This is a genomic window from Aeromonas sp. ANP5, from assembly GCF_963870295.1.
Classification (GTDB): Bacteria; Pseudomonadota; Gammaproteobacteria; order Enterobacterales; family Aeromonadaceae; genus Aeromonas; species Aeromonas veronii.
The window spans coordinates 1-18,176 of the sequence record NZ_CAWMRY010000048.1 but is presented as its reverse complement, the minus strand read 5'-3'; the positions used below and the strand labels follow the sequence as shown (position 1 = coordinate 18,176).

Genomic DNA, 18,176 nt, shown 5'->3' with positions numbered 1-18,176 from the left:
GGTCTAAATGGCTCTCTAAATTCTTCTGTCTGTTCTGGTGTAAATGGTTATTTCCTTTTGAATCATCATGTTATTTTTTGGCTCACGCTTTGCAGAGCATGAAAACCAATTGGCCCTGGATGGCCAACACATAAGGAGGAGAGTAGCGATGAAATGGATGATGGTTGTCATGTTGATGGCGGGGCTCAGTGGTTGTCACTGGCTGGATCAGACCAGAGTGACTGGCGCGGGGGCTGTGGTCGAGCGCCAGCAGGTGCTTGGTGACGGGGTGACCCGGGTGCTGGCGGGGGTGCCTGCCACCCTCCATCTGGTTGCGGGGGAGCCGCGCGGTATCCTCATCAAGGGGCAGGAGAACCTGCTGCCCTATCTGGAGCTGACCGAGAGCGGCGACAAGCTGGAGATCGAGGTGAAGGAGGGTTACCGGCTCGATCCTACCGAGCCGCTGGAGCTGACCATCACCTTGCCTGTGTTGAACGAACTGGCATTGGCCGGGACCGGCAACGGCGATCTGAGCGGCTTCAAGGGGGATGAGCTGGTGCTGTCAGTGGCCGGCACCGGTGACATCGTCGCCAGTCAGCTGGAGCTGAAACGGCTGGAAGGGAATATCGCTGGCACCGGCAGTCTGGAGCTGGGCAGCGGTTCGGCGCAGGCCATCGAGCTGAACATTGCTGGTGCTGGCGACGTGCTCGGGAGCGAGATGCGCGGCAACGAGGTAGAGGTCAATATCGCCGGCAGCGGTGATGTGGCGGTGCGGGCCCAGGAGACGCTGAAAGTCGGCATCGCCGGCTCAGGCAACATCGCCTACTGGGGCGATCCCAAGGTGGAGCAGCAGATCGCAGGCTCCGGCGGGGTGACCCGCGCGGGCAGCTGATATCAACCGATCACCACAACTGAAACAGGCCCGCAACGGGCCTGTTTTGTTTTTTCCAACATGGCGCGACTCCCCGTGCCATTTGTGCAAATCCTGCATAAGTGATGTTCCGGCCCGCCGGTTTTTCAATACATCCCGCTCCCTAATAATGCGCCTCATCCGCTACGGCGAACTAATCAACTACTGAGGCGTCACTGATGACTACATCATTACCTTTTGCAAATGCCGTGCTCGATGATCAGGCTCTGGTCAGCGGGCTCAAATCCATCCACCCGACCTGGGGCGACATGGCGGTCCGCGTGGCCGGCGAAGCCTGGGGCATGCCGCTGCTCGACCAGAAGAGCAAGGCGCTCATCACCATCGCCATCGACCAGATGGCCCTCAACGTCAGCGGTGAAGGCAACCCCTTCGCAGCTCATGTCGATATGGCACTCAAGCAGGGGGCGACCTGGCAGGAGCTTGAAGAGCTGATCGTCTTTGCATCCGTCTATACCGGCTTCAACAAGGGAGCGACCACCATGGGGGCGCTCAACAAATTGCGCCACGAGCGGGGGGATATCTGATGGCCATTCCAGGACTGAAAAAGCCGGATCATATCGGTTTTACCGTGCCCAATCTGGCAGAGGCTATCGCCTTCTTTCGCGACCACTTCGATTTCGAGCTGGCCTATGAGTTCGGGCCCTTTGTGGCGAGTGACAACTGGATGGCGGAGCACCTCAACGTGAATGCCCGCGCCGAGATCACCCGCATTGCGGTGATGAGTGCCAAAGGGATCAATCTGGAGATCTTCGAGTACGCCAGCAATATAGAGCGCAACCTCAAGGCTCCCAACAACGCCGATATCGGTGGCCATCATCTCGCCTTCTATGTGGATGACATGGCGGCGGCAGTGGCTTACCTGAAGGAGCGGGGGATCGCCGTGCTGGGCGAGCCGACCTGCATGACGGAGGGGCCGACTGCAGGGGAGTCCTGGGTCTATTTTCTTGCGCCATGGGGCATGCAACTGGAGCTGGTCTCCTATCCGCAGGGCAAGGCCTATAGCCGTCAATCACCCGTCGCCCTGTTTGATCCACGATGAACGCGCTCCCGGTTTTGCTCATCGTGATGGCCGGCATGGGCCTCTCCTTCGAAGCGGGCCTGCTGGGCCCGCTTGGTGAACAGGTGGGCCATCTGTGGGCCACCCTGAGCATCTTCGGCGTGGGGGCTGCACTGCTCTGGCTGATCCGTTTCTTCACGGTACGGGGGACATCCACAGGGTGGCATGGGGTGCCGAAATGGCAGCTGATCGGTGGCTTGCTCGGCCCCGTCTATGTGGTGGCACTCACTCTCTCGACCCCCATGCTGGGGGTAGCGATGACGATGATCTGCGTCCTGCTGGGGCAGGTGACCAAGAGCTTTGCCATCGACTACTTCGGCTGGTTTGGCATGCCGAAACGGGCAACCCGTCCCCTGCGGCTGGTGGCACTTGGCTGCATCGCGCTGGCGCTGCTGTTTACCTATCTGGGAGCAAACTGATGGTGCTGATTATCGTGTTGGCCATCGTCTCCGGCATGGCGCTCAGCGCCCAGGCGGCGATCAATGGTCAGTTGGGATCGCGGGTTGGAGTGGTGCAGAGTTCGCTGCTCACCTTCACCATGGGCACTGTGGTGACCGCCCTGCTGATCTTCTTCTTTGAGCCGCCCTATCAGGCGACCCTGCTCAGCGTGCCGAAGTGGCAGCTGGCCGGTGCCCTGTTCGGCATTGTCTACATGGTGGTGATGGTCGCGGCCATTCCACGGGTAGGGGTCGCCATCGCCACTGTGGCCACCATTCTGGGCCAGATGGTGATGAGTCTGGTGATCGATACCATGGGCTGGCTGGGCAATGCCCCCATCCCCCTCAACTACTGGCGCCATGCCGCCATGATGGCCGTCGCTGCGGCGCTGCTCTGCATCTATCTGGCGAACCGACAACAGGAACAAGTAAATGAGTGAACAGGCAACAACCCTGATGGTCTTTTTCAATCTGAAACCGGGGACGAACGAGGCGGATTATCTGGCGTGGGCACGGGAGGTCGATCTGCCCACCGTGAACCGGCTCAACAGCGTCACCTCGTTCGAGGTGTTCAAGGGGCTGAAGATGCTGGGGCAGCAGAGTGCGTCGCCGTGGGACTACTTCGAAGTGATCCGCATCGAGTCGGAGACGCAATTTCTGCAGGAGATCCAGAGTGCGCAGATGCAGCAGGTGATCCGTCAATTCGAAACCTTTGCCACGGATGCCCACTTTATCTGCACCCGGGACATCACCACGCTGTAGCCGGCTCGCCAGTGGTGAAGGGGATACCACTCTTGCCACTGGCTTGGCTGCCACAACATCAGAGGCTTTATGAAAAAACAGCTTGGCGAATACTTGCACGTGCTGGCCATCATCTTTCCGCTGACACTGCTGATCCCGCGCTGGATGGCGCCGCTGCTGGCGAGATGGCAGCTCGACCCCGCCGCACCAGTCGCAGTGTTGCTCATCGACAGCGTGATCGTGGCCTGCGCCGTCTTTGTCTTGCTGCCGGCGCTGCACAAGCTGACCGGCAGGCTGTCTGGCTAAACCTGTCTGGCATCCCAGTAGCAGGGAGAGCCATATTTTTCCGCCAGAAAATCGATCACCACCCTCACTTTGGCGGCGAGCTGGTCGGTCTCCAGATAGAGCGCGCTGATCACCTGCTGCTCCACGCTGGTGGAGACGGTGAACCGGGTCATGATCGGCTTGAGCCGCCCGGTTTTCAGCTCCTCGCCGATGAGCCAGGTGGGGAACACCACAATCCCGGCACCCGCCACCGCGCCTGCAACCAGAGTATCGGCATTGTTGCTGTAGAGGGTGCCGCTCACCTCATAGGGTTGCAGCTGCTCCTGGCCGATGAACCAGCGTTGCAGGCCGTTGCTCCCCTTGAAGACCAGACAGTTGTGCTGCACCAGCTCATCCGGACTGGCCGGTTCGCCATGGCGATTGAGGTAGTCGGGGCTTGCCGCCATCACGTAGTGCTGCTGGCCAAACTGCTTCATTCGCAGGGAGGAGTCTTGCGAGATCCCGATGCGGATCAGCAGGTCGATCGACTCGGCCGCCGGATCGACATAGTGATCCGTCTGCTGCAACTCGACCTTGAGCAGGGGGTAGCGCTCCAGCAGCTCGGTCAGATAGGGGGCAATGTGCAGCCGGCCAAAGGCGACCGGCGCGCTGATCCGGATGGTGCCTCTCGGGGTATCCGCCCGTTGCTCGATCTGGCCAACCACCCGCTCATACTGCTGGAGGATCTCGGCGCACTGTTTGGCAAAAGCGACCCCCTCCTCGGTGAGGGAGATGGAGCGGGTATGGCGGTGCAGCAGTTTGGAGCCCACCTTCTCCTCCAACTGCGCCATCTTGCGCGAGACGGACGAAGGGGTCATATCCTGCCGACGCGCCACATCTGAAAAGCTGCCAAACCGGGTGGTCATCAGAAACAGCTTTATCTCCAACAACGAAACGTCGTAGTTCACGGGATTCCTCCTCCATCGCAATCCTCAAGGGTAATCGGCCGACCTTGGCCAGGGCAAGCCGGTATCATGCGGAGGCAGCTGCCACTGATGCTCTGCTCTGGCATGCCGTTACCACGAGCAGTAAGGCGGATCTTGTCCGATCACCACAACACCAACTGAAACAGGCCCGTCACGGGCCTGTGTTGATCAGAGGTGGCGGGCGTGAAAGCGCAGGTGCGCCTCGATAAAGCTCGCCACGAAGTAGTAGCTGTGGTCATAGCCCTCATGGCGGTTGAGCTCCAGCGGCCACTCCTTGCTGGCCGCCACCTCAGCCAGCGCGTCGATATGCAGCTGCTCGGCGAGGAAGGGATCATCCAGCCCCACATCCACCAAGGTTGGTAGCGGCGTGACCGGCTGGTGGCGCAGCAGCTGGCAGGCATCCCACTCCTGCCACAACAGCGGATTGCTGCCGAGGTAGGCGCCGAGCGCCTTCTGGCCCCAGGGGCTGCGGCTAGGGTGGCAGATCGGGCTGAACGCCGAGACCGAGCGGTAGCGACCGGGCTCCCGTAGCGCGGCGATCAGCGCACCGTGACCGCCCATGGAGTGGCCGCTGATGGCGCGGCGGGTCGAGACCGGGAAGTGGGTCTCTATCAAGTCGGGCAGCTCGCGGGTAACGTAGTCATACATCTGGTAGTGTGCCTGCCAGGGGCTCTGGCTGGCATTGACGTAAAAGCCGGCTCCCATGCCGAGGTCATAACCGGGATCGTCCGCTACGCCATCGCCGCGGGGGCTGGTGTCCGGCGCTACCAGTGCTATGCCCAGCTCGGCGGCGATACGCTGGGCCCCCGCCTTCTGCATGAAGTTCTCATCGGTGCAGGTGAGGCCGCTGAGCCAGTAGAGTACGGGCACCTTCTGGCCGGTGAGGGCCTGAGGCGGCAGATAGATGGCAAAATTCATCTCGCAGCCGAGCACGCTGGCGTGGTGGCGATAACGCTTGTGCCAGCCGCCGAAGCTCTTGTTGCTGCTGATAATCTCCAGATTCATCGAAGGACTCCTGCACCCCGCCCACGATGGCGGGCGGGACGATCATGCTCAGTAGTGGATGACGGTGCGGATGCTCTTGCCTTGGTGCATCAACTCGAACGCCTCGTTGATCTGCTCAAGCCCCATGGTGTGGGTGATGAAGTCATCGAGGCGGAACTCACCCTGCATGTAGCGCTGCACATAGCCCGGCAGCTCGCTGCGACCGCGTACCCCGCCGAAGGCGCTGCCGCGCCAGACCCGACCGGTCACCAGCTGGAACGGACGGGTGCTGATCTCCTGACCCGCTCCGGCGACGCCGATGATGACCGACTCGCCCCAGCCCTTGTGGCAGCACTCCAGCGCCGCACGCATTACCTTGACGTTGCCGATGCACTCGAAGGAGAAGTCGACGCCGCCGTCGGTCAGCTCGACGATCACCTCCTGAATCGGTTTGTCGTAGTCGTTCGGGTTGATGCAGTCGGTGGCGCCCAGCTTGCGGGCCAGCTCGAACTTGCTCTCGTTGATGTCGATGGCGATGATGCGACCGGCCTTGGCCAGACGAGCCCCGATCACCGCCGAGAGGCCGATGCCCCCCAGACCGAAGATGGCGACGCTCTCACCCTCTTTCACCTTGGCGGTGTTCATCACGGCGCCGATGCCGGTGGTGACGCCACAACCGAGCAGACAGACCTCTTCCAGCGGGGCGGCCGGGTCCACCTTGGCGATGGAGATCTCCGGCAGTACCGTGTATTCGCTGAAGGTGGAGGTGCCCATGTAGTGATAGATGGGCTGGCCATCTTTCGAGAAGCGGGTGGTGCAGTCCGGCATCAGCCCCTTACCCTGAGTGGCGCGGATCTTCTGGCAGAGGTTGGTCTTGCCGGATTTGCAGAACTTGCACTCGCCGCACTCGGGGGTGTAGAGCGGGATCACGTGATCCCCCACCTTGACGCTGGTGACCCCTTCGCCGACCGATTCGACGATGCCGCCTCCCTCGTGGCCGAGAATGCAGGGGAAGACCCCTTCCGGATCTTCACCGGAGAGGGTGAAGGCATCGGTGTGGCAAACGCCGGTCGCGACGATGCGCACCCGCACCTCGCCCGCTTGGGGTGGCATGACTTCTACTTCTTCGATGGAGAGGGGCTGACCCGGGCCCCAGGCGATGGCGGCTTTACACTTGATGCTTTGAACCTGTGTCATGAATGACATCCTTCTTGTTGAGCAGGGTGAACAGAGATGAGTTCGGACAGTCAGTGTAGTTTCCCGCCGATTTGGTGATAATGAGGGCAAATCTCAAATCACTTTTACACACAGGTAATAATGTTCGGCTGGGAAGGGATCTGTGAATTTGTCAGCGTGGCGGAGCAGGGGGGCTTTACCCCGGCTGCGCGCAAGCTGGGAGTGTCGGTGGCGCAAGTCAGCCGTCAGGTGGCACAGCTGGAGGACAGGCTGCAGGCCAAGCTGCTGCTGCGCACCACCCGTCAGGTGCGACTCACCGAGCTCGGCGAGATCTACTATCGCCACTGTCGTCAGCTGCTGGACAACCTCTACGAGGCGGAGCTGGCGGTGGGGCGCCATCAGGCGGTGCCGCAAGGGTCGCTGCGCATTACGGCCCCCGTCTCCTACGGCGAGAGCCGCATTGCTCCGCTGGTGAACGACTTCATAGTGCGCTTCCCCCAGCTGGAGGTGACCCTCAACCTCACCAACCAGCTGCTGGATCTGGTGCACGAAGGCTACGATCTGGCGCTGCGGCTCGGCCATCTCAAGGATTCGACGCTGGTGGCGCGCAAGCTGGCACAGCGGGTGCCCTATGTCTGCGCCTCACCGGCTTACACAGCCCGTCACGGCATGCCCAACAGCCTCTCCGAGCTGACTCGCCACACCTGTCTGGTGGGCAACAGTGACGAGTGGCACTTCACCCTGGATGGTCGCCCCCACAGCGTGCGGGTGCACGGCCTGTTGCAGTGCAACAGCGGCCACGCCCTGCTGGATGCGGCGCTCAAGGGGATTGGCATCATCCAGCTGCCGGACTACTACGTCAGCGACCATCTGGCCCGGGGGGAGCTGATCGAACTGCTGCCGGAACTGCGAGCGCCGGCGGAGGGGATCTGGGCCCTCTATCCCCATAACCGCCACCTCTCCCCCAAGGTGCGGCTGCTGGTGGACTATCTGGCCGAGCGGCTGAGCGACCCTCACCAACCGGCACTGGTGATGCCGATAGGCTAGGGCTTCTCTCGCTCGTTGGCTCACTGGTGGAAATCTCATGGCCTGAAAATAAGAGAGCCCTTGAGGAATCAAGGGCTCTTTTGCAGGTAACAACCGGATGGTCAGTGACCCATCACTCGATGTTCTGGATCTGCTCGCGCATCTGCTCGATGAGGACCTTCAGCTCGACGGCGGACTGGGTCACTTCGGCGTTGATGGACTTGGAGCCAAGCGTGTTCGACTCGCGGTTGAACTCCTGCATCATAAAGTCGAGACGACGGCCGCAGGCGCCACCCTTCTTCATGATCTTGTTGGTCTCGCTGATGTGCATCTCCAGACGATCCAGCTCTTCGGCCACATCGATCTTCTGGGCCAGCAGCACGATCTCCTGCTCGATGCGGGCAGGATCCAGCTCCACCTTGGCTTCGGCCAGACGGTCGGTGAGCTTCTGGCGCTGCCATTCGATGATCTGCGGCAGGTGGACGCGCACCTTCTTCACTTCCACCTGAATACCGGCCAGACGCTGTTCGATCAGCGCCTTGAGGTTGGCCCCTTCGCTGGCGCGGGAGGCGAGAAAATCTTCCATGGTCTGGTCAAACCCGCCGAGCAGCTCGGTGGCGACCGCGTCCATGTCCTGCTCGGCGGCAGCCATGACGCCCGGCCAACGCAGTACATCGACCGGATTGAGTTGGCCCTGACCCGCCTCTTTCATTACCCAGTTGGCGCTGTCGATGATGAGCTTGGCCAGCTCTTCATTGATGTGCAGCTGGCTGGCAGCGGCCTGAGCGGCTTCGAAACGCAGGTTGCACTCCACTTTGCCGCGCTGCAGCTTGGCGCGGAAACGCTCACGCAGAACCGGTTCCAGGCTGCGCAGTTGCTCCGGCAGGCGAATGTAGGTTTCCAGATAGCGCTGGTTGACCGAACGAATTTCCCAAACGGCTGTGCCCCAGTCGCCCTTGAATTCCTTGCGGGCGTAGGCGGTCATGCTGTGAATCATTGATTGTTCCGGGCTTGATGAAGTGTGCGGCCAGTATACTCAGCCCGGCCCTGCTCGTCAGCCGATGCCGTGGTTTTAGCGGCTGATATTTGGGGCGGGATCACTTATAATCCCCCGCCAATTTGAGCCAGCCCAGAGGTCCGTTCCATGTCACGTCCAAGCGATCGCAGTGCCGCGCAACTTCGCCCGGTTACCATTACCCGCAATTTCACCAAACATGCAGAAGGCTCAGTGCTGGTGGAGTTCGGTAACACTCGCGTGCTCTGCACCGCCAGCGTCGACACCAGCGTGCCGCGCTTCCTGAAAGGGAAGAATCAGGGCTGGGTCACCGCCGAATACGGCATGCTGCCGCGCTCCACCCACTCCCGGATGAACCGCGAAGCGGCCTCCGGCAAGCAGAGTGGCCGTACTCTGGAGATCTCCCGTCTGATCGCCCGCTCCCTGCGCGCCGCGGTAGACCTGACTGCGCTGGGCGAGCACTCCATCACCGTTGACTGTGACGTGCTGCAAGCCGATGGCGGTACTCGCACCGCTTCCATTACCGGTGCCTGCGTGGCGCTGGTGGATGCGCTGAACTGGATGGTCGAGAAGGGCATGATCAAGCAGAGCCCGCTCAAGCAGATGATCGCCGCCGTCTCCGTCGGCATGTATCAGGGCGAAGCCATCTGCGATCTGGAGTACATCGAAGACTCCGCCGCCGAGACCGACATGAACGTGGTGATGACCGAAGATGGTCGCATCATCGAGGTGCAGGGCACCGCGGAGGCCGAACCCTTCACCCATGAAGAGCTGCTGGAGATGCTGGCGCTCGCCAAGGGCGGCATCGCCGACATCATTGCGCTGCAAAAGCAGTCACTTTCATAATTTTAAAAACGCGGCATTGACCGCGTTTTTTTATACCCCCACACAAGACAACGACAAGCCAAGCAAGGAGCCAGAATGAAAGCCTACCAGCGTCAATTTATCGAGTTCGCCCTGGAGAAACAGGTCCTCAAATTCGGTGAATTTACCCTGAAATCCGGTCGTAAAAGCCCCTACTTCTTCAACGCCGGTCTGTTCAACAGCGGCCGCGATCTGGCCCGTCTCGGCCGCTTCTATGCCGCCGCTCTGATGGATGCCGGTATCGAGTTTGATGTGCTGTTTGGCCCGGCCTACAAGGGGATCCCCATCGCCTCCGCCACTGCCGTACAGCTGGTGGAGCAGCACGATGTGGACGTGCCCTGGTGCTTCAACCGCAAGGAGGCCAAGGATCACGGCGAGGGCGGCAATCTGGTGGGCAGCCCGCTCAAGGGACGCATCATGCTGGTGGATGACGTCATCACCGCCGGTACTGCCATCCGCGAATCCATGGATCTTATCCAGGCCAACGGCGCCTCGCTGGCGGGTGTGCTGATCGCGCTGGACCGTCAGGAGAAGGGCAAGGGCGAGCTCTCCGCCATTCAGGAGGTGGAGCGTGACTATGGCGCTCACATCATCGCCATCATCCAGATGAGCGACTTGATCCAGTATCTGGAAGAGAAGCAGGCCGAACAGCCGGAGCTGGCAGCGCAACTGGCGGCCATGAAGGCTTACCGCGCTCAGTACGGTATCTGAGTTCAGCTCACACCGCGCAATAGCTGAATGCGGCGCCCGTTTGCTCTCTGGCAGCAAACGGGCGCCGTTTTTTCATCTGCAAAAAGTGGATCATGTGGCTTGAGCTTGCCCTTACAGTAAAGGTTAGGGTTTGCCCGTCGGCGTTTTGTGGTGCCGACGGGTTCCGGGGAGGAACAACATGACCACTCATCTTCAATCACCCATTCATCTGCAGTTGCCGCTCAGCGGCATGAGCTGCGCCAACTGCGCAGGCCGCATCACGACCGCCCTCAACAAGCTTGAAGGGGTCGAGGCCACAGTCAACTTCGCGCTGGAGCAGGCGGCCATCGAGCTGGCCAGCCCCGATCGCCTGCCTGCGGTGCTCGACAGCATCAAGAGTCAGGGTTACGACTACGGCAGCGAGACCTTTTTATTTCAAATTACCGGCATGACTTGTGCCGGTTGTTCGGCTCGGTTGAACAAGATGCTGGCCGCGCTGCCCGGCGTTATCTCGGCCGAGGTCAATTTCTCTATCGAACAGGCCCGCATCGTGCTGGTCCCCGGGATGCAGACGCCAGCCGCTTTGCGCGAGCAGATCGAGGCGCTTGGCTTTGGCGCCCAACTGGCACAGGGTTCGGCCAGCGGCCGCCGCCAGCAGTTGCTGGAGCGGGAAGCGCAGGAGGCCGCCACAGCCCGTCAGGCGCAGACCCGGGTCATCATCTCGGCTTTGCTCACCTTGCCGCTGCTGGTGGGGATGCTGGCCATGGCTGGACTGTTCCCCTGGCATCTGCCCGCCTGGCTCGAGCTGCTGCTCGCCACCCCGGTGCAGTTCTGGATCGGGGCCCGCTTCTATCGCGGCGCCTGGCTCGCCATCAAGAACCGCGCAGCCAATATGGATGTGCTGGTGGCAACCGGCACCAGCGCCGCCTACTTCTACAGCCTCCATCTGTTGTTGACGCTGGGGATGGCAGCCAGCGGCAAGCTCTATTTCGAAGCGAGCGCCATCATCATCACCCTGATTTCTCTCGGCAAGTTGCTGGAGGCACGGGCCAGACGCAGCACCCAGTCCGCCATTCGCGAACTGATGGCGCTGCGACCGGAAACTGCCACCGTCTGGCGTGGCGAGAGCTGGCAGAGTGTCGCCATCGACGAGGTGCTGCGTGGCGATCGGCTGCGGGTGCTGGTGGGTGAGCGGGTGCCGGTGGACGGCAAAATCTTGAGCGGCGCCAGCGAGCTGGACGAGTCGATCCTCACCGGGGAGAGTCTGCCGGTGCCGCGCAGTGCGGGCGACAAGGTGCTGGGCGGCGCCATCAACCGCTCCGGCGTGCTGGAGATCGAAGCCACTACCGTGGGGGAGGATTCCAGCATCAGCAAGATCATCGCGCTGGTGGAGAGCGCCCAGATGGGCAAGGCCCCGCTGCAGCAACTGGTGGACAAGGTCTCCGCCGTGTTCGTACCGGTGGTGATGGCCATAGCCCTGTTCACCCTGCTGGTGTGGTACGCCATCAGCAACGACTTCGGTCAGGCGCTGCTGGCAGCGGTGGCGGTGCTGGTGATCGCCTGCCCCTGTGCGCTGGGGCTGGCCACACCGGCGGCCATCGTCACCGGCACTGGCGTCGCGGCGCGCCACGGCATTCTGATCAAGGATGTGGATACCCTGCAGAAGGCCCACGCCATCAAGGCGCTGATCTTCGACAAGACCGGCACGCTCACTCAGGGCAAGCCTGTGCTGGCCAGCTGGAGCGGCAATGACGAGCAACTGCTCCTCGCTGCCGCCCTGCAGCAGGCGAGCGAACACCCGCTGGCGCTGGCCATGCGCGAGGCGGTCGGCAGCGGGGTGGCACTGCCTCAGCCCGACGCGGTCGAGGTGCGGGTCGGTGCCGGTATTGTCGGTCAGGTAGCGGGTCACACAGTCGCTATCGGCAATGGATCCCTGCTGGCCCAGCTCGGCATTGAAGTGACACTACAGGAGCAACAACCCGCCGATGGCGCGACCCGGGTTTGGGTGGCCATCGACGGCGTGGTGGCCGGCATAGCGGCGCTGGCCGATACCCTGCGCCCCGAGAGTCCGGAAGCCATCGCCACCCTGCGCCAGCGCGGTATCGCCAGCTGGCTGGTGAGTGGCGATGCACCGGCGCCGGTGGCCCATATCGCCGCCAAGCTGGGGCTGGATGGGGCCTTTGACTCCGTGCTGCCAGCGGGCAAGGTGGAGAAAGTGGAGGCGCTGCGGGCGCAAACCCGCGGGCTGGTGGCCATGGTGGGGGACGGGGTGAACGATGCCCCGGCGCTGGCGGCGGCGGACGTCGGTATCGCCATGGGCTCCGGCTCCGACGTGGCGATGGAGACCGCTTCCATCACCCTTATGCGCTCTAATCCGCGGCTGGTGGCCGATGCCATCGATATCTCGGCGGCCACCTGGCGCACCATACAGCAGAATCTGTTCTGGGCCTTCGTGTTCAATATCATCGGTATTCCGCTGGCGGCACTGGGCTACCTCAGCCCCGAGTTAGCGGGGGCGGCCATGGCCCTGAGCAGCATTACCGTTTTGAGCAATTCCCTGTTATTGAAACGCTGGCAGCCCAGGGCGGCGCACGGGCCAGCATCCAACCCGATCAGTAAGGAGGCATAAATGAACATCAGCAAGGTTGCCAAGGCCACTGGGCTGACCGCCAAGACCATCCGTTATTACGAGAGCATTGGCCTCATCACAGCCCCGGTACGCAGTGACAACGGCTATCGCAGTTACACCGAGGGGGCGCTGCGGGAGCTGCGTTTCGTCAAGCGTGCGCGGGAGACCGGCTTCAATCTGGAGGAGTGTCAGGAGCTGCTGGCGCTCTATCGGGACGAACACAGAACCAGCGCCCAGGTGAAGAAGCTGGCGCAGGAGAAGATCGTCGATCTGCGCGCCCGCATCGCCGGGTTGCAGGCCATGCTTACCTCCCTGGAAGGGTTGGTTTGCTGCTGCCACGGGGATGAAAATCCCGAGTGCCCGATCCTCGATGAATTGGAGAAGGGGTGAGCAAGGACTCACCTGCCAGCGCAGAAGAAATCGTTATTGATTGATTAACTTCTTAATAAGCGGCGCTTTATTGTTGCGGGTCAGGGGGTAATGGTAGACTGCTCGGCTCTTGTACAGGAGTACTCAGTTGACCCAGAGTGTGACACGCCAGGTTAAGCAGGCCATCATGGCCCAGCTCTATACCCATGCATCGTTCAGTCTCCCCTGTTTGGGCGTGTTGGCATTTGGCTGGAGTCTGCTGTTTCACGACTATCTACCCGCTATCGAAGCGCTCGGTTGGCTGGCAGGCACTTTTCTGTGGCTGCTTGGTCGGGGCTGGCACCTGCGCTGGCGCCGAGCCCGCCTGCACCAGACACCGTTGCCGGTGCTGGAGCGGGAACTCTTTATCGGAGCCACCATCACCTCCATCATCTGGGCCCTCGGGGTGCTGCTCTACATGGACAAGTTGCCCGATACCTATCGGGCCGCCATGATGATGCTCTCCAGCCTCATTCTTACCGGCAGCGCCATCATGCTGTTTGGCAGCCGCCGCACCCTCTATGGTTCCGCTCTGCCGCTGGGCATGGCGATGCTGTTCGAGCTGGGCAACGGTAACGAGCAGGAGCGGATTGTCTCCTGCATGCTGGCGGGCTATCTGTTTGTCTTTCTGCCGACCCTGTTGCGCCGGATGCGGCGGGATCAGATCGCCTCGCTCCACCACCGTTTCTCCAACGCCGAACTGGTTGCCGAACTGAAGGCTGTCTCCGAGCATTTGCGCCTCACCTCTCGCCTCGACGGCCTGACCGGCATCGCCAACCGCGCCCATCTCGACGACTCTCTGGAGCGGGCCTGGCGGCGCTGCCATCGCGCCCGCGCGCCGTTGTCGCTGGTGCTGGTGGATGTGGATTACTTCAAGCAGTTCAACGATCTTTACGGCCATCAGCTGGGGGATGACTGCCTGCAACAGGTGGCTGGCCTGCTGGCCGAGGTGGAGCGGCGCGAGGATGATCTGGCGGCCCGTTACGGTGGCGAAGAGTTTGCCTTGCTGCTGCCCTGCACCGGCATGCAGGGGGCACTGCAGGTGGCGGACAATGTGCGGCAGGCGCTCAAGGAGCTGGCCATCCCGCACCAGAAGTCACTGGTCTCCGGTCGGGTCACATGTAGTTTTGGTGTTGCGACACTGATACCGGACAACAGCATGAAAATCGCCGATTTGATCCAAAAAGCGGATGCGGCACTCTATCAGGCCAAGCATAATGGGCGGGATCGAATCGAAGTAGCCTTGATGGGTAAGGTTGCCTGAATTTAACGTGACAGATTAAAGAGGTTGTCTATGCAATGTCATCGTATCGAAGAGCTGCTGGAGTTGTTGCAGCCTGCCTGGATCAAGGAACAGGATCTCAGCCTGGTGCAGTTTGTTGCCAAACTGGCCCAAGAAGCGGGATTTGAAGGGCCTCTGTCCGAGCTGACCGACGACATGCTGATCTATCACCTCAAGATGCGGGAATCCGACAAGCAGGCGATGATCCCCGGTCTGGCCAAGGATCATGTGCCCGATTTCAAAGAGGCACTGCTCAAGGCACGCGGAATCAAGTGAATCTTTAGCGGAAGCGCATCACCTCGGGGTGATGCGCTTTTTTGTTGCCGAAAATTGCGATCCAACCCCAATATTAGATACATCTAATCCACACAATTAGCATGCTGTTTAAGATATAATCCGCTCCATAACAAATAAGGGAGCGATGTCTTGCAATGGCCGACCACGATAAAATCGATATCAAGGACGTCACCGACAAGGGCGTAACCGGGACCTTCAACCCCAATACGTTCAAAGCCAGCGACGACAGATTCAACCCGGGCAACCGCATCTATGTGCGGGCCCAGAAAGGGTATTGGCAGCGGATGCGCAAGGCCATGGGCTGGTTCTTTGTGGCGCTGTTCGTGCTGCTGCCCTGGCTGCGTTACGATGGGCGACAGGCGGTGCTGTTCGACCTCGGTCACCAGCAGTTCCATATCTTTGGCGCCACCATCTGGCCGCAGGATCTGACCCTGCTCGCCTGGCTCTTCATGATCGCCGCCTTCGGACTCTTCTTTATCACCACCTTCCTCGGTCGGGTCTGGTGTGGCTATCTCTGCCCGCAGACGGTCTGGACCTTCATGTTCATCTGGTTTGAAGAGAAGCTGGAAGGGCCCGCCAACAAACGGCGCAAGCTGGACGAGGCGCCCTGGAGCGGCGAGAAGCTGGCCCGCAAGGGAGCCAAGCATCTGGCCTGGCTGGTGATCTCGCTGGTGACCGGCCTGACCTTCGTCGCCTACTTCCAGGATGTGACTGAACTGGTGCCGGACCTCTTCACCCTGCAGGCCAGCGGATGGGTGCTGTTCTGGGTGATCTTCTTCACCATCATCACCTACGGCAACGCGGGCTGGATGCGCGCCATCATGTGTATCCACATGTGCCCCTATGCCCGCTTCCAGTCCGCCATGTTCGACAAGGACACCTTCATCGTCGGCTATGATACCAAGCGTGGCGAGACCCGTGGTGCCCGCTCCCGCAAGGCGGATCCCAAGGCGATGGGGCTGGGTGACTGTATCGATTGCGATCTCTGCGTGCAGGTCTGCCCGACCGGTATCGACATCCGCGACGGCCTGCAGTACGAGTGCATCAACTGCGGCGCCTGCGTCGATGCCTGCGACCAGACCATGGAGCGGATGGGCTACCCGAAAGGGCTCATCAGTTACACCACCGAGCACAAGCTGGCCAACGACTCGACCCATGTGGCGCGGCCCAAGCTGATTGGCTACGGGCTGGTGATGGCGGTGATGCTGGGGGTCTTTGTCTACAATGCCATGTCCATCATGCCGATGGGGCTCGATATCCTGCGGGATCGCAACCAGCTGTTCCGCGAAAACAGCGAGGGGCTTATCGAGAACACCTACACCCTCAAGATCCTCAACAAGACCCTGCAGTCCCAGACCTACCAGCTGGATGTTGAGGGCTTGCCCGAGTATCAGTGGTTCGGCCCCCGTGAAGTGACCCTGAAGGCGGGCGAGATCTACACCCTGCCGGTCAGTCTGGCGGTCGATCCCTACAACCTGAAACGGCCGGCGCTGGATATCCAGTTCGTGCTGAAACGGGAGGGGGCGGCGCCCGATGACAGCAAGGGCAACCTGCGCCAGGGCAGCAAGTTTATCAGCCGGTTGTAACGGTCTGGCCTACCGCCATGCACGGCAATGGCGGGCAGTAGTGATAGAATGGGGCGCAACGGCGCCCCTTTCTTATGGTGGATGACATGCGTTTCAACTATTCCGATCTCAATCCCGACCTCATCATGGATGCGCTCGATCTCAGTGGCCTGCGGCTCGACTCCGGCCTTATCGAGCTCAACAGCTACGAAAACCGGGTCTACCAGTTTCAGGATGAGGATCGTCGCCGCTATGTGGTGAAGTTCTACCGTCCCGGCCGCTGGAGCCGGGCCCAGATCCTCGAGGAGCACGAGTTTGCCACCCGCCTTGCAGAGGCGGAGATCCCGGTCGCCGCACCGCTCGCCTTCGAGGGCGAGACCCTGCTGGAGCACGAGGGCTACCCCTTTGCCATCTGGCAGAGCGTCGGTGGCCGCCAGTTCGAGGTGGATAATCTCGACCAGCTTGAGTGGGTGGGGCGTTTCCTCGGTCGCATTCATCAGATCGGCGCCAGCAAGCCGTTTCATCATCGGGTGCGGCTCGATGTGGAGAGCATGCTGCACGAACCGCGTCAGCTGCTGGCGTCTGGCGAGTGGCTGCCAAGCGGGCTGGCGAAGCAATTCTTCGGGGTGCTGGACGAGCTGATTAAACATGTCAGCGATGCCATGACCCTGGATGTGGCGCAGATCTCCCTGCATGGCGATTGCCACCCGGGCAACATCCTGTGGCGCGATGGCCCCATGTTTGTCGACCTCGATGATTGCCGCACCGGCCCCGCGATTCAGGATCTCTGGATGCTGCTGAGCGGCGAGCGCCACGAGCAGCAGATCCAGCTCGACACCCTGCTGGCGGGCTACGAGGAGTTTATGGAGTTCGACTCTCGGGAGTTGGCGCTGATCGAGCCGCTGCGGGCGATGCGCATCGTTCACTACATGGCGTGGCTGGCACGGCGCTGGGAAGATCCCGCCTTCCCCCGTCACTTCCCCTGGTTCAATACCGATCACTACTGGCGTCAACAGATAGCGACACTGCACGATCAGCTGGAGGCACTCAAGGCGCCACCGTTGAGCCTGATGCCAAACTGGTGAAATAGAAGGGATCTTGTGCGGCAAGGGGGACTCGATCTCCGGCCCTGACCATTGACGTCAGCATGGCGAAACAATAGGCTTGGCACTGCTTCGGTTCGCCGGGCGTGCCTCACAGTGATCCCTTAACAGGAAACATCATGAAAAAAGTTCTATTTTTCCTTGCTGCCATGCTGATGATCCCCATGGTTCACGCCGCCCCCGAGTTCAAGGAAGGCGTCAACTACGATGTGGTCAAACAGACTGGCAGTGCCCAGCCGGAAGTGATGGAGTTTTTCTCCTACTACTGCCCGCACTGCGCTACCTTCGAACCGATCGTTGAACAGTTGAAGGCCGGGTTGCCAGAGGGTGTGCCCCTCAAGAAGAACCCGGTTGCCTTCCTCGGCCGCGAGATGGGCCCCGAGATGCAGCGCGCCTATGCCGTTGCCAGCCTGCTCAATGCCGAAGCCAAGCTGACTCCGGCCATCTTTACCAAGATCCACACCCAGCGTCAGCCGCCGATGAGCCGTGACGATGTGAAGAAGATCTTCGTGGATAACGGCGTACCGGCTGAAGAGTTCGACGGTGCCGTCGACAGCTTCGCCGTCTCCGGTATGGTCTCCCAGTTCGATCGCAACACCGAGAGCTACAACATTCGCGGTGTACCGGCCTTCCTGGTGAACGGCAAGTACATGGTGAAGATTGAATCCATCACCTCTCAAGAGCAGTTCAACAAGCTGGTGCAGTTCCTGCTGGCCAAGAAAGACTGATACCCCTTGAGTGT

21 protein-coding genes are annotated in these 18,176 nt (G+C 61.1%); 17 read left to right on the top strand and 4 right to left on the bottom strand.

The genetic code is table 11. From position 1 onward, the window contains the following. Positions 1 to 148 precede the first annotated feature (148 nt). From AACT07_RS20305 to AACT07_RS20275, 7 genes are all read left to right on the top strand, one after another. Positions 149 to 871 (top strand): head GIN domain-containing protein, encoded by a 723-nt coding sequence (locus tag AACT07_RS20305; RefSeq protein ID WP_069529757.1) that lies wholly within the window; start codon positions 149 to 151, stop codon positions 869 to 871. Between the two features lie 197 nt (positions 872 to 1,068). Continuing rightward, positions 1,069 to 1,434, top strand: coding sequence for a carboxymuconolactone decarboxylase family protein (locus tag AACT07_RS20300; protein ID WP_042079746.1), 366 nt, complete (start codon positions 1,069 to 1,071; stop codon positions 1,432 to 1,434). Then, complete coding sequence (locus AACT07_RS20295) at positions 1,434 to 1,949, top strand: VOC family protein (RefSeq protein ID WP_069529756.1); 516 nt, start codon at positions 1,434 to 1,436, stop codon at positions 1,947 to 1,949. Before AACT07_RS20300 ends, AACT07_RS20295 begins: the two co-directional genes overlap by 1 nt. Then, positions 1,946 to 2,386: a DMT family transporter gene (locus tag AACT07_RS20290; RefSeq protein WP_042010297.1), complete on the top strand. Its 441-nt coding sequence runs from the start codon at positions 1,946 to 1,948 to the stop codon at positions 2,384 to 2,386. The genes AACT07_RS20295 and AACT07_RS20290 overlap by 4 nt, the downstream gene beginning before the upstream one ends. Continuing rightward, positions 2,386 to 2,844: a DMT family transporter gene (locus AACT07_RS20285; protein ID WP_069529755.1), complete on the top strand. Its 459-nt coding sequence runs from the start codon at positions 2,386 to 2,388 to the stop codon at positions 2,842 to 2,844. Before AACT07_RS20290 ends, AACT07_RS20285 begins: the two co-directional genes overlap by 1 nt. Beyond that, complete coding sequence (locus tag AACT07_RS20280; protein ID WP_069529754.1) at positions 2,837 to 3,166, top strand: hypothetical protein; 330 nt, start codon at positions 2,837 to 2,839, stop codon at positions 3,164 to 3,166. The genes AACT07_RS20285 and AACT07_RS20280 overlap by 8 nt, the downstream gene beginning before the upstream one ends. Before the next feature lie 69 nt (positions 3,167 to 3,235). Further along, positions 3,236 to 3,451 (top strand): hypothetical protein, encoded by a 216-nt coding sequence (locus AACT07_RS20275; RefSeq protein ID WP_033114723.1) that lies wholly within the window; start codon positions 3,236 to 3,238, stop codon positions 3,449 to 3,451. On the opposite strand, the gene AACT07_RS20270 is transcribed toward AACT07_RS20275, so the two are convergent. The 3 genes from AACT07_RS20270 to AACT07_RS20260 all read right to left on the bottom strand — a co-directional run bounded on the left by AACT07_RS20270 (position 3,448) and on the right by AACT07_RS20260 (position 6,576). Further along, on the bottom strand, positions 3,448 to 4,377 hold the full coding sequence (locus AACT07_RS20270) for a LysR family transcriptional regulator (RefSeq protein WP_083250024.1): 930 nt from the start codon (positions 4,375 to 4,377) through the stop codon (positions 3,448 to 3,450). The two genes, AACT07_RS20275 and AACT07_RS20270, sit on opposite strands and share 4 nt — an antisense overlap. 186 nt (positions 4,378 to 4,563) lie before the next feature. After that, positions 4,564 to 5,400: an S-formylglutathione hydrolase gene (fghA, locus tag AACT07_RS20265; protein WP_069529753.1), complete on the bottom strand. Its 837-nt coding sequence runs from the start codon at positions 5,398 to 5,400 to the stop codon at positions 4,564 to 4,566. A gap of 48 nt (positions 5,401 to 5,448) precedes the next feature. Next, positions 5,449 to 6,576 carry an S-(hydroxymethyl)glutathione dehydrogenase/class III alcohol dehydrogenase gene (locus tag AACT07_RS20260; protein ID WP_069529752.1) on the bottom strand — a complete coding sequence of 376 codons (1,128 nt, stop codon included), beginning with the start codon at positions 6,574 to 6,576 and terminating at the stop codon, positions 5,449 to 5,451. A gap of 120 nt (positions 6,577 to 6,696) precedes the next feature. Between AACT07_RS20260 and AACT07_RS20255 the strand changes: the two genes are divergently transcribed. After that, positions 6,697 to 7,602 carry a LysR substrate-binding domain-containing protein gene (locus AACT07_RS20255; RefSeq protein WP_069529751.1) on the top strand — a complete coding sequence of 302 codons (906 nt, stop codon included), beginning with the start codon at positions 6,697 to 6,699 and terminating at the stop codon, positions 7,600 to 7,602. A 112-nt stretch (positions 7,603 to 7,714) separates the two neighbouring features. On the opposite strand, the gene AACT07_RS20250 is transcribed toward AACT07_RS20255, so the two are convergent. Next, the gene (locus AACT07_RS20250; RefSeq protein WP_042055361.1) at positions 7,715 to 8,578 is read right to left on the bottom strand and encodes a YicC/YloC family endoribonuclease; all 864 of its coding nucleotides are present in this window, start codon (positions 8,576 to 8,578) and stop codon (positions 7,715 to 7,717) included. 147 nt (positions 8,579 to 8,725) lie between these two features. Between AACT07_RS20250 and rph the strand changes: the two genes are divergently transcribed. From rph to AACT07_RS20205, 9 genes are all read left to right on the top strand, one after another. Continuing rightward, positions 8,726 to 9,442, top strand: coding sequence for a ribonuclease PH (rph, locus tag AACT07_RS20245; RefSeq protein WP_005339589.1), 717 nt, complete (start codon positions 8,726 to 8,728; stop codon positions 9,440 to 9,442). A gap of 75 nt (positions 9,443 to 9,517) precedes the next feature. Beyond that, positions 9,518 to 10,171 carry an orotate phosphoribosyltransferase gene (gene pyrE / locus AACT07_RS20240; protein WP_010676102.1) on the top strand — a complete coding sequence of 218 codons (654 nt, stop codon included), beginning with the start codon at positions 9,518 to 9,520 and terminating at the stop codon, positions 10,169 to 10,171. A 178-nt stretch (positions 10,172 to 10,349) separates the two neighbouring features. After that, positions 10,350 to 12,779 carry a heavy metal translocating P-type ATPase gene (locus tag AACT07_RS20235; RefSeq protein ID WP_069529750.1) on the top strand — a complete coding sequence of 810 codons (2,430 nt, stop codon included), beginning with the start codon at positions 10,350 to 10,352 and terminating at the stop codon, positions 12,777 to 12,779. Further along, positions 12,780 to 13,169, top strand: coding sequence for a Cu(I)-responsive transcriptional regulator (cueR, locus tag AACT07_RS20230; RefSeq protein ID WP_005356117.1), 390 nt, complete (start codon positions 12,780 to 12,782; stop codon positions 13,167 to 13,169). Between the two features lie 127 nt (positions 13,170 to 13,296). After that, positions 13,297 to 14,451: a GGDEF domain-containing protein gene (locus tag AACT07_RS20225; protein ID WP_005339596.1), complete on the top strand. Its 1,155-nt coding sequence runs from the start codon at positions 13,297 to 13,299 to the stop codon at positions 14,449 to 14,451. A gap of 30 nt (positions 14,452 to 14,481) precedes the next feature. Next, the gene (locus AACT07_RS20220; protein WP_005339598.1) at positions 14,482 to 14,745 is read left to right on the top strand and encodes a YihD family protein; all 264 of its coding nucleotides are present in this window, start codon (positions 14,482 to 14,484) and stop codon (positions 14,743 to 14,745) included. Positions 14,746 to 14,900: 155 nt separating this feature from the next. Continuing rightward, a complete protein-coding gene (gene ccoG / locus AACT07_RS20215; protein WP_069529749.1) occupies positions 14,901 to 16,352 on the top strand; it encodes a cytochrome c oxidase accessory protein CcoG in 1,452 nt (483 codons plus the stop codon). 74 nt (positions 16,353 to 16,426) lie between these two features. Further along, entirely contained in the window at positions 16,427 to 17,416 is a 990-nt protein-coding gene (locus tag AACT07_RS20210) for a serine/threonine protein kinase (protein ID WP_069529748.1), read from the top strand. A 137-nt stretch (positions 17,417 to 17,553) separates the two neighbouring features. Continuing rightward, positions 17,554 to 18,162 (top strand): thiol:disulfide interchange protein DsbA/DsbL, encoded by a 609-nt coding sequence (locus tag AACT07_RS20205; protein ID WP_005339604.1) that lies wholly within the window; start codon positions 17,554 to 17,556, stop codon positions 18,160 to 18,162. The last annotated feature ends 14 nt before the right edge of the window (positions 18,163 to 18,176 follow it).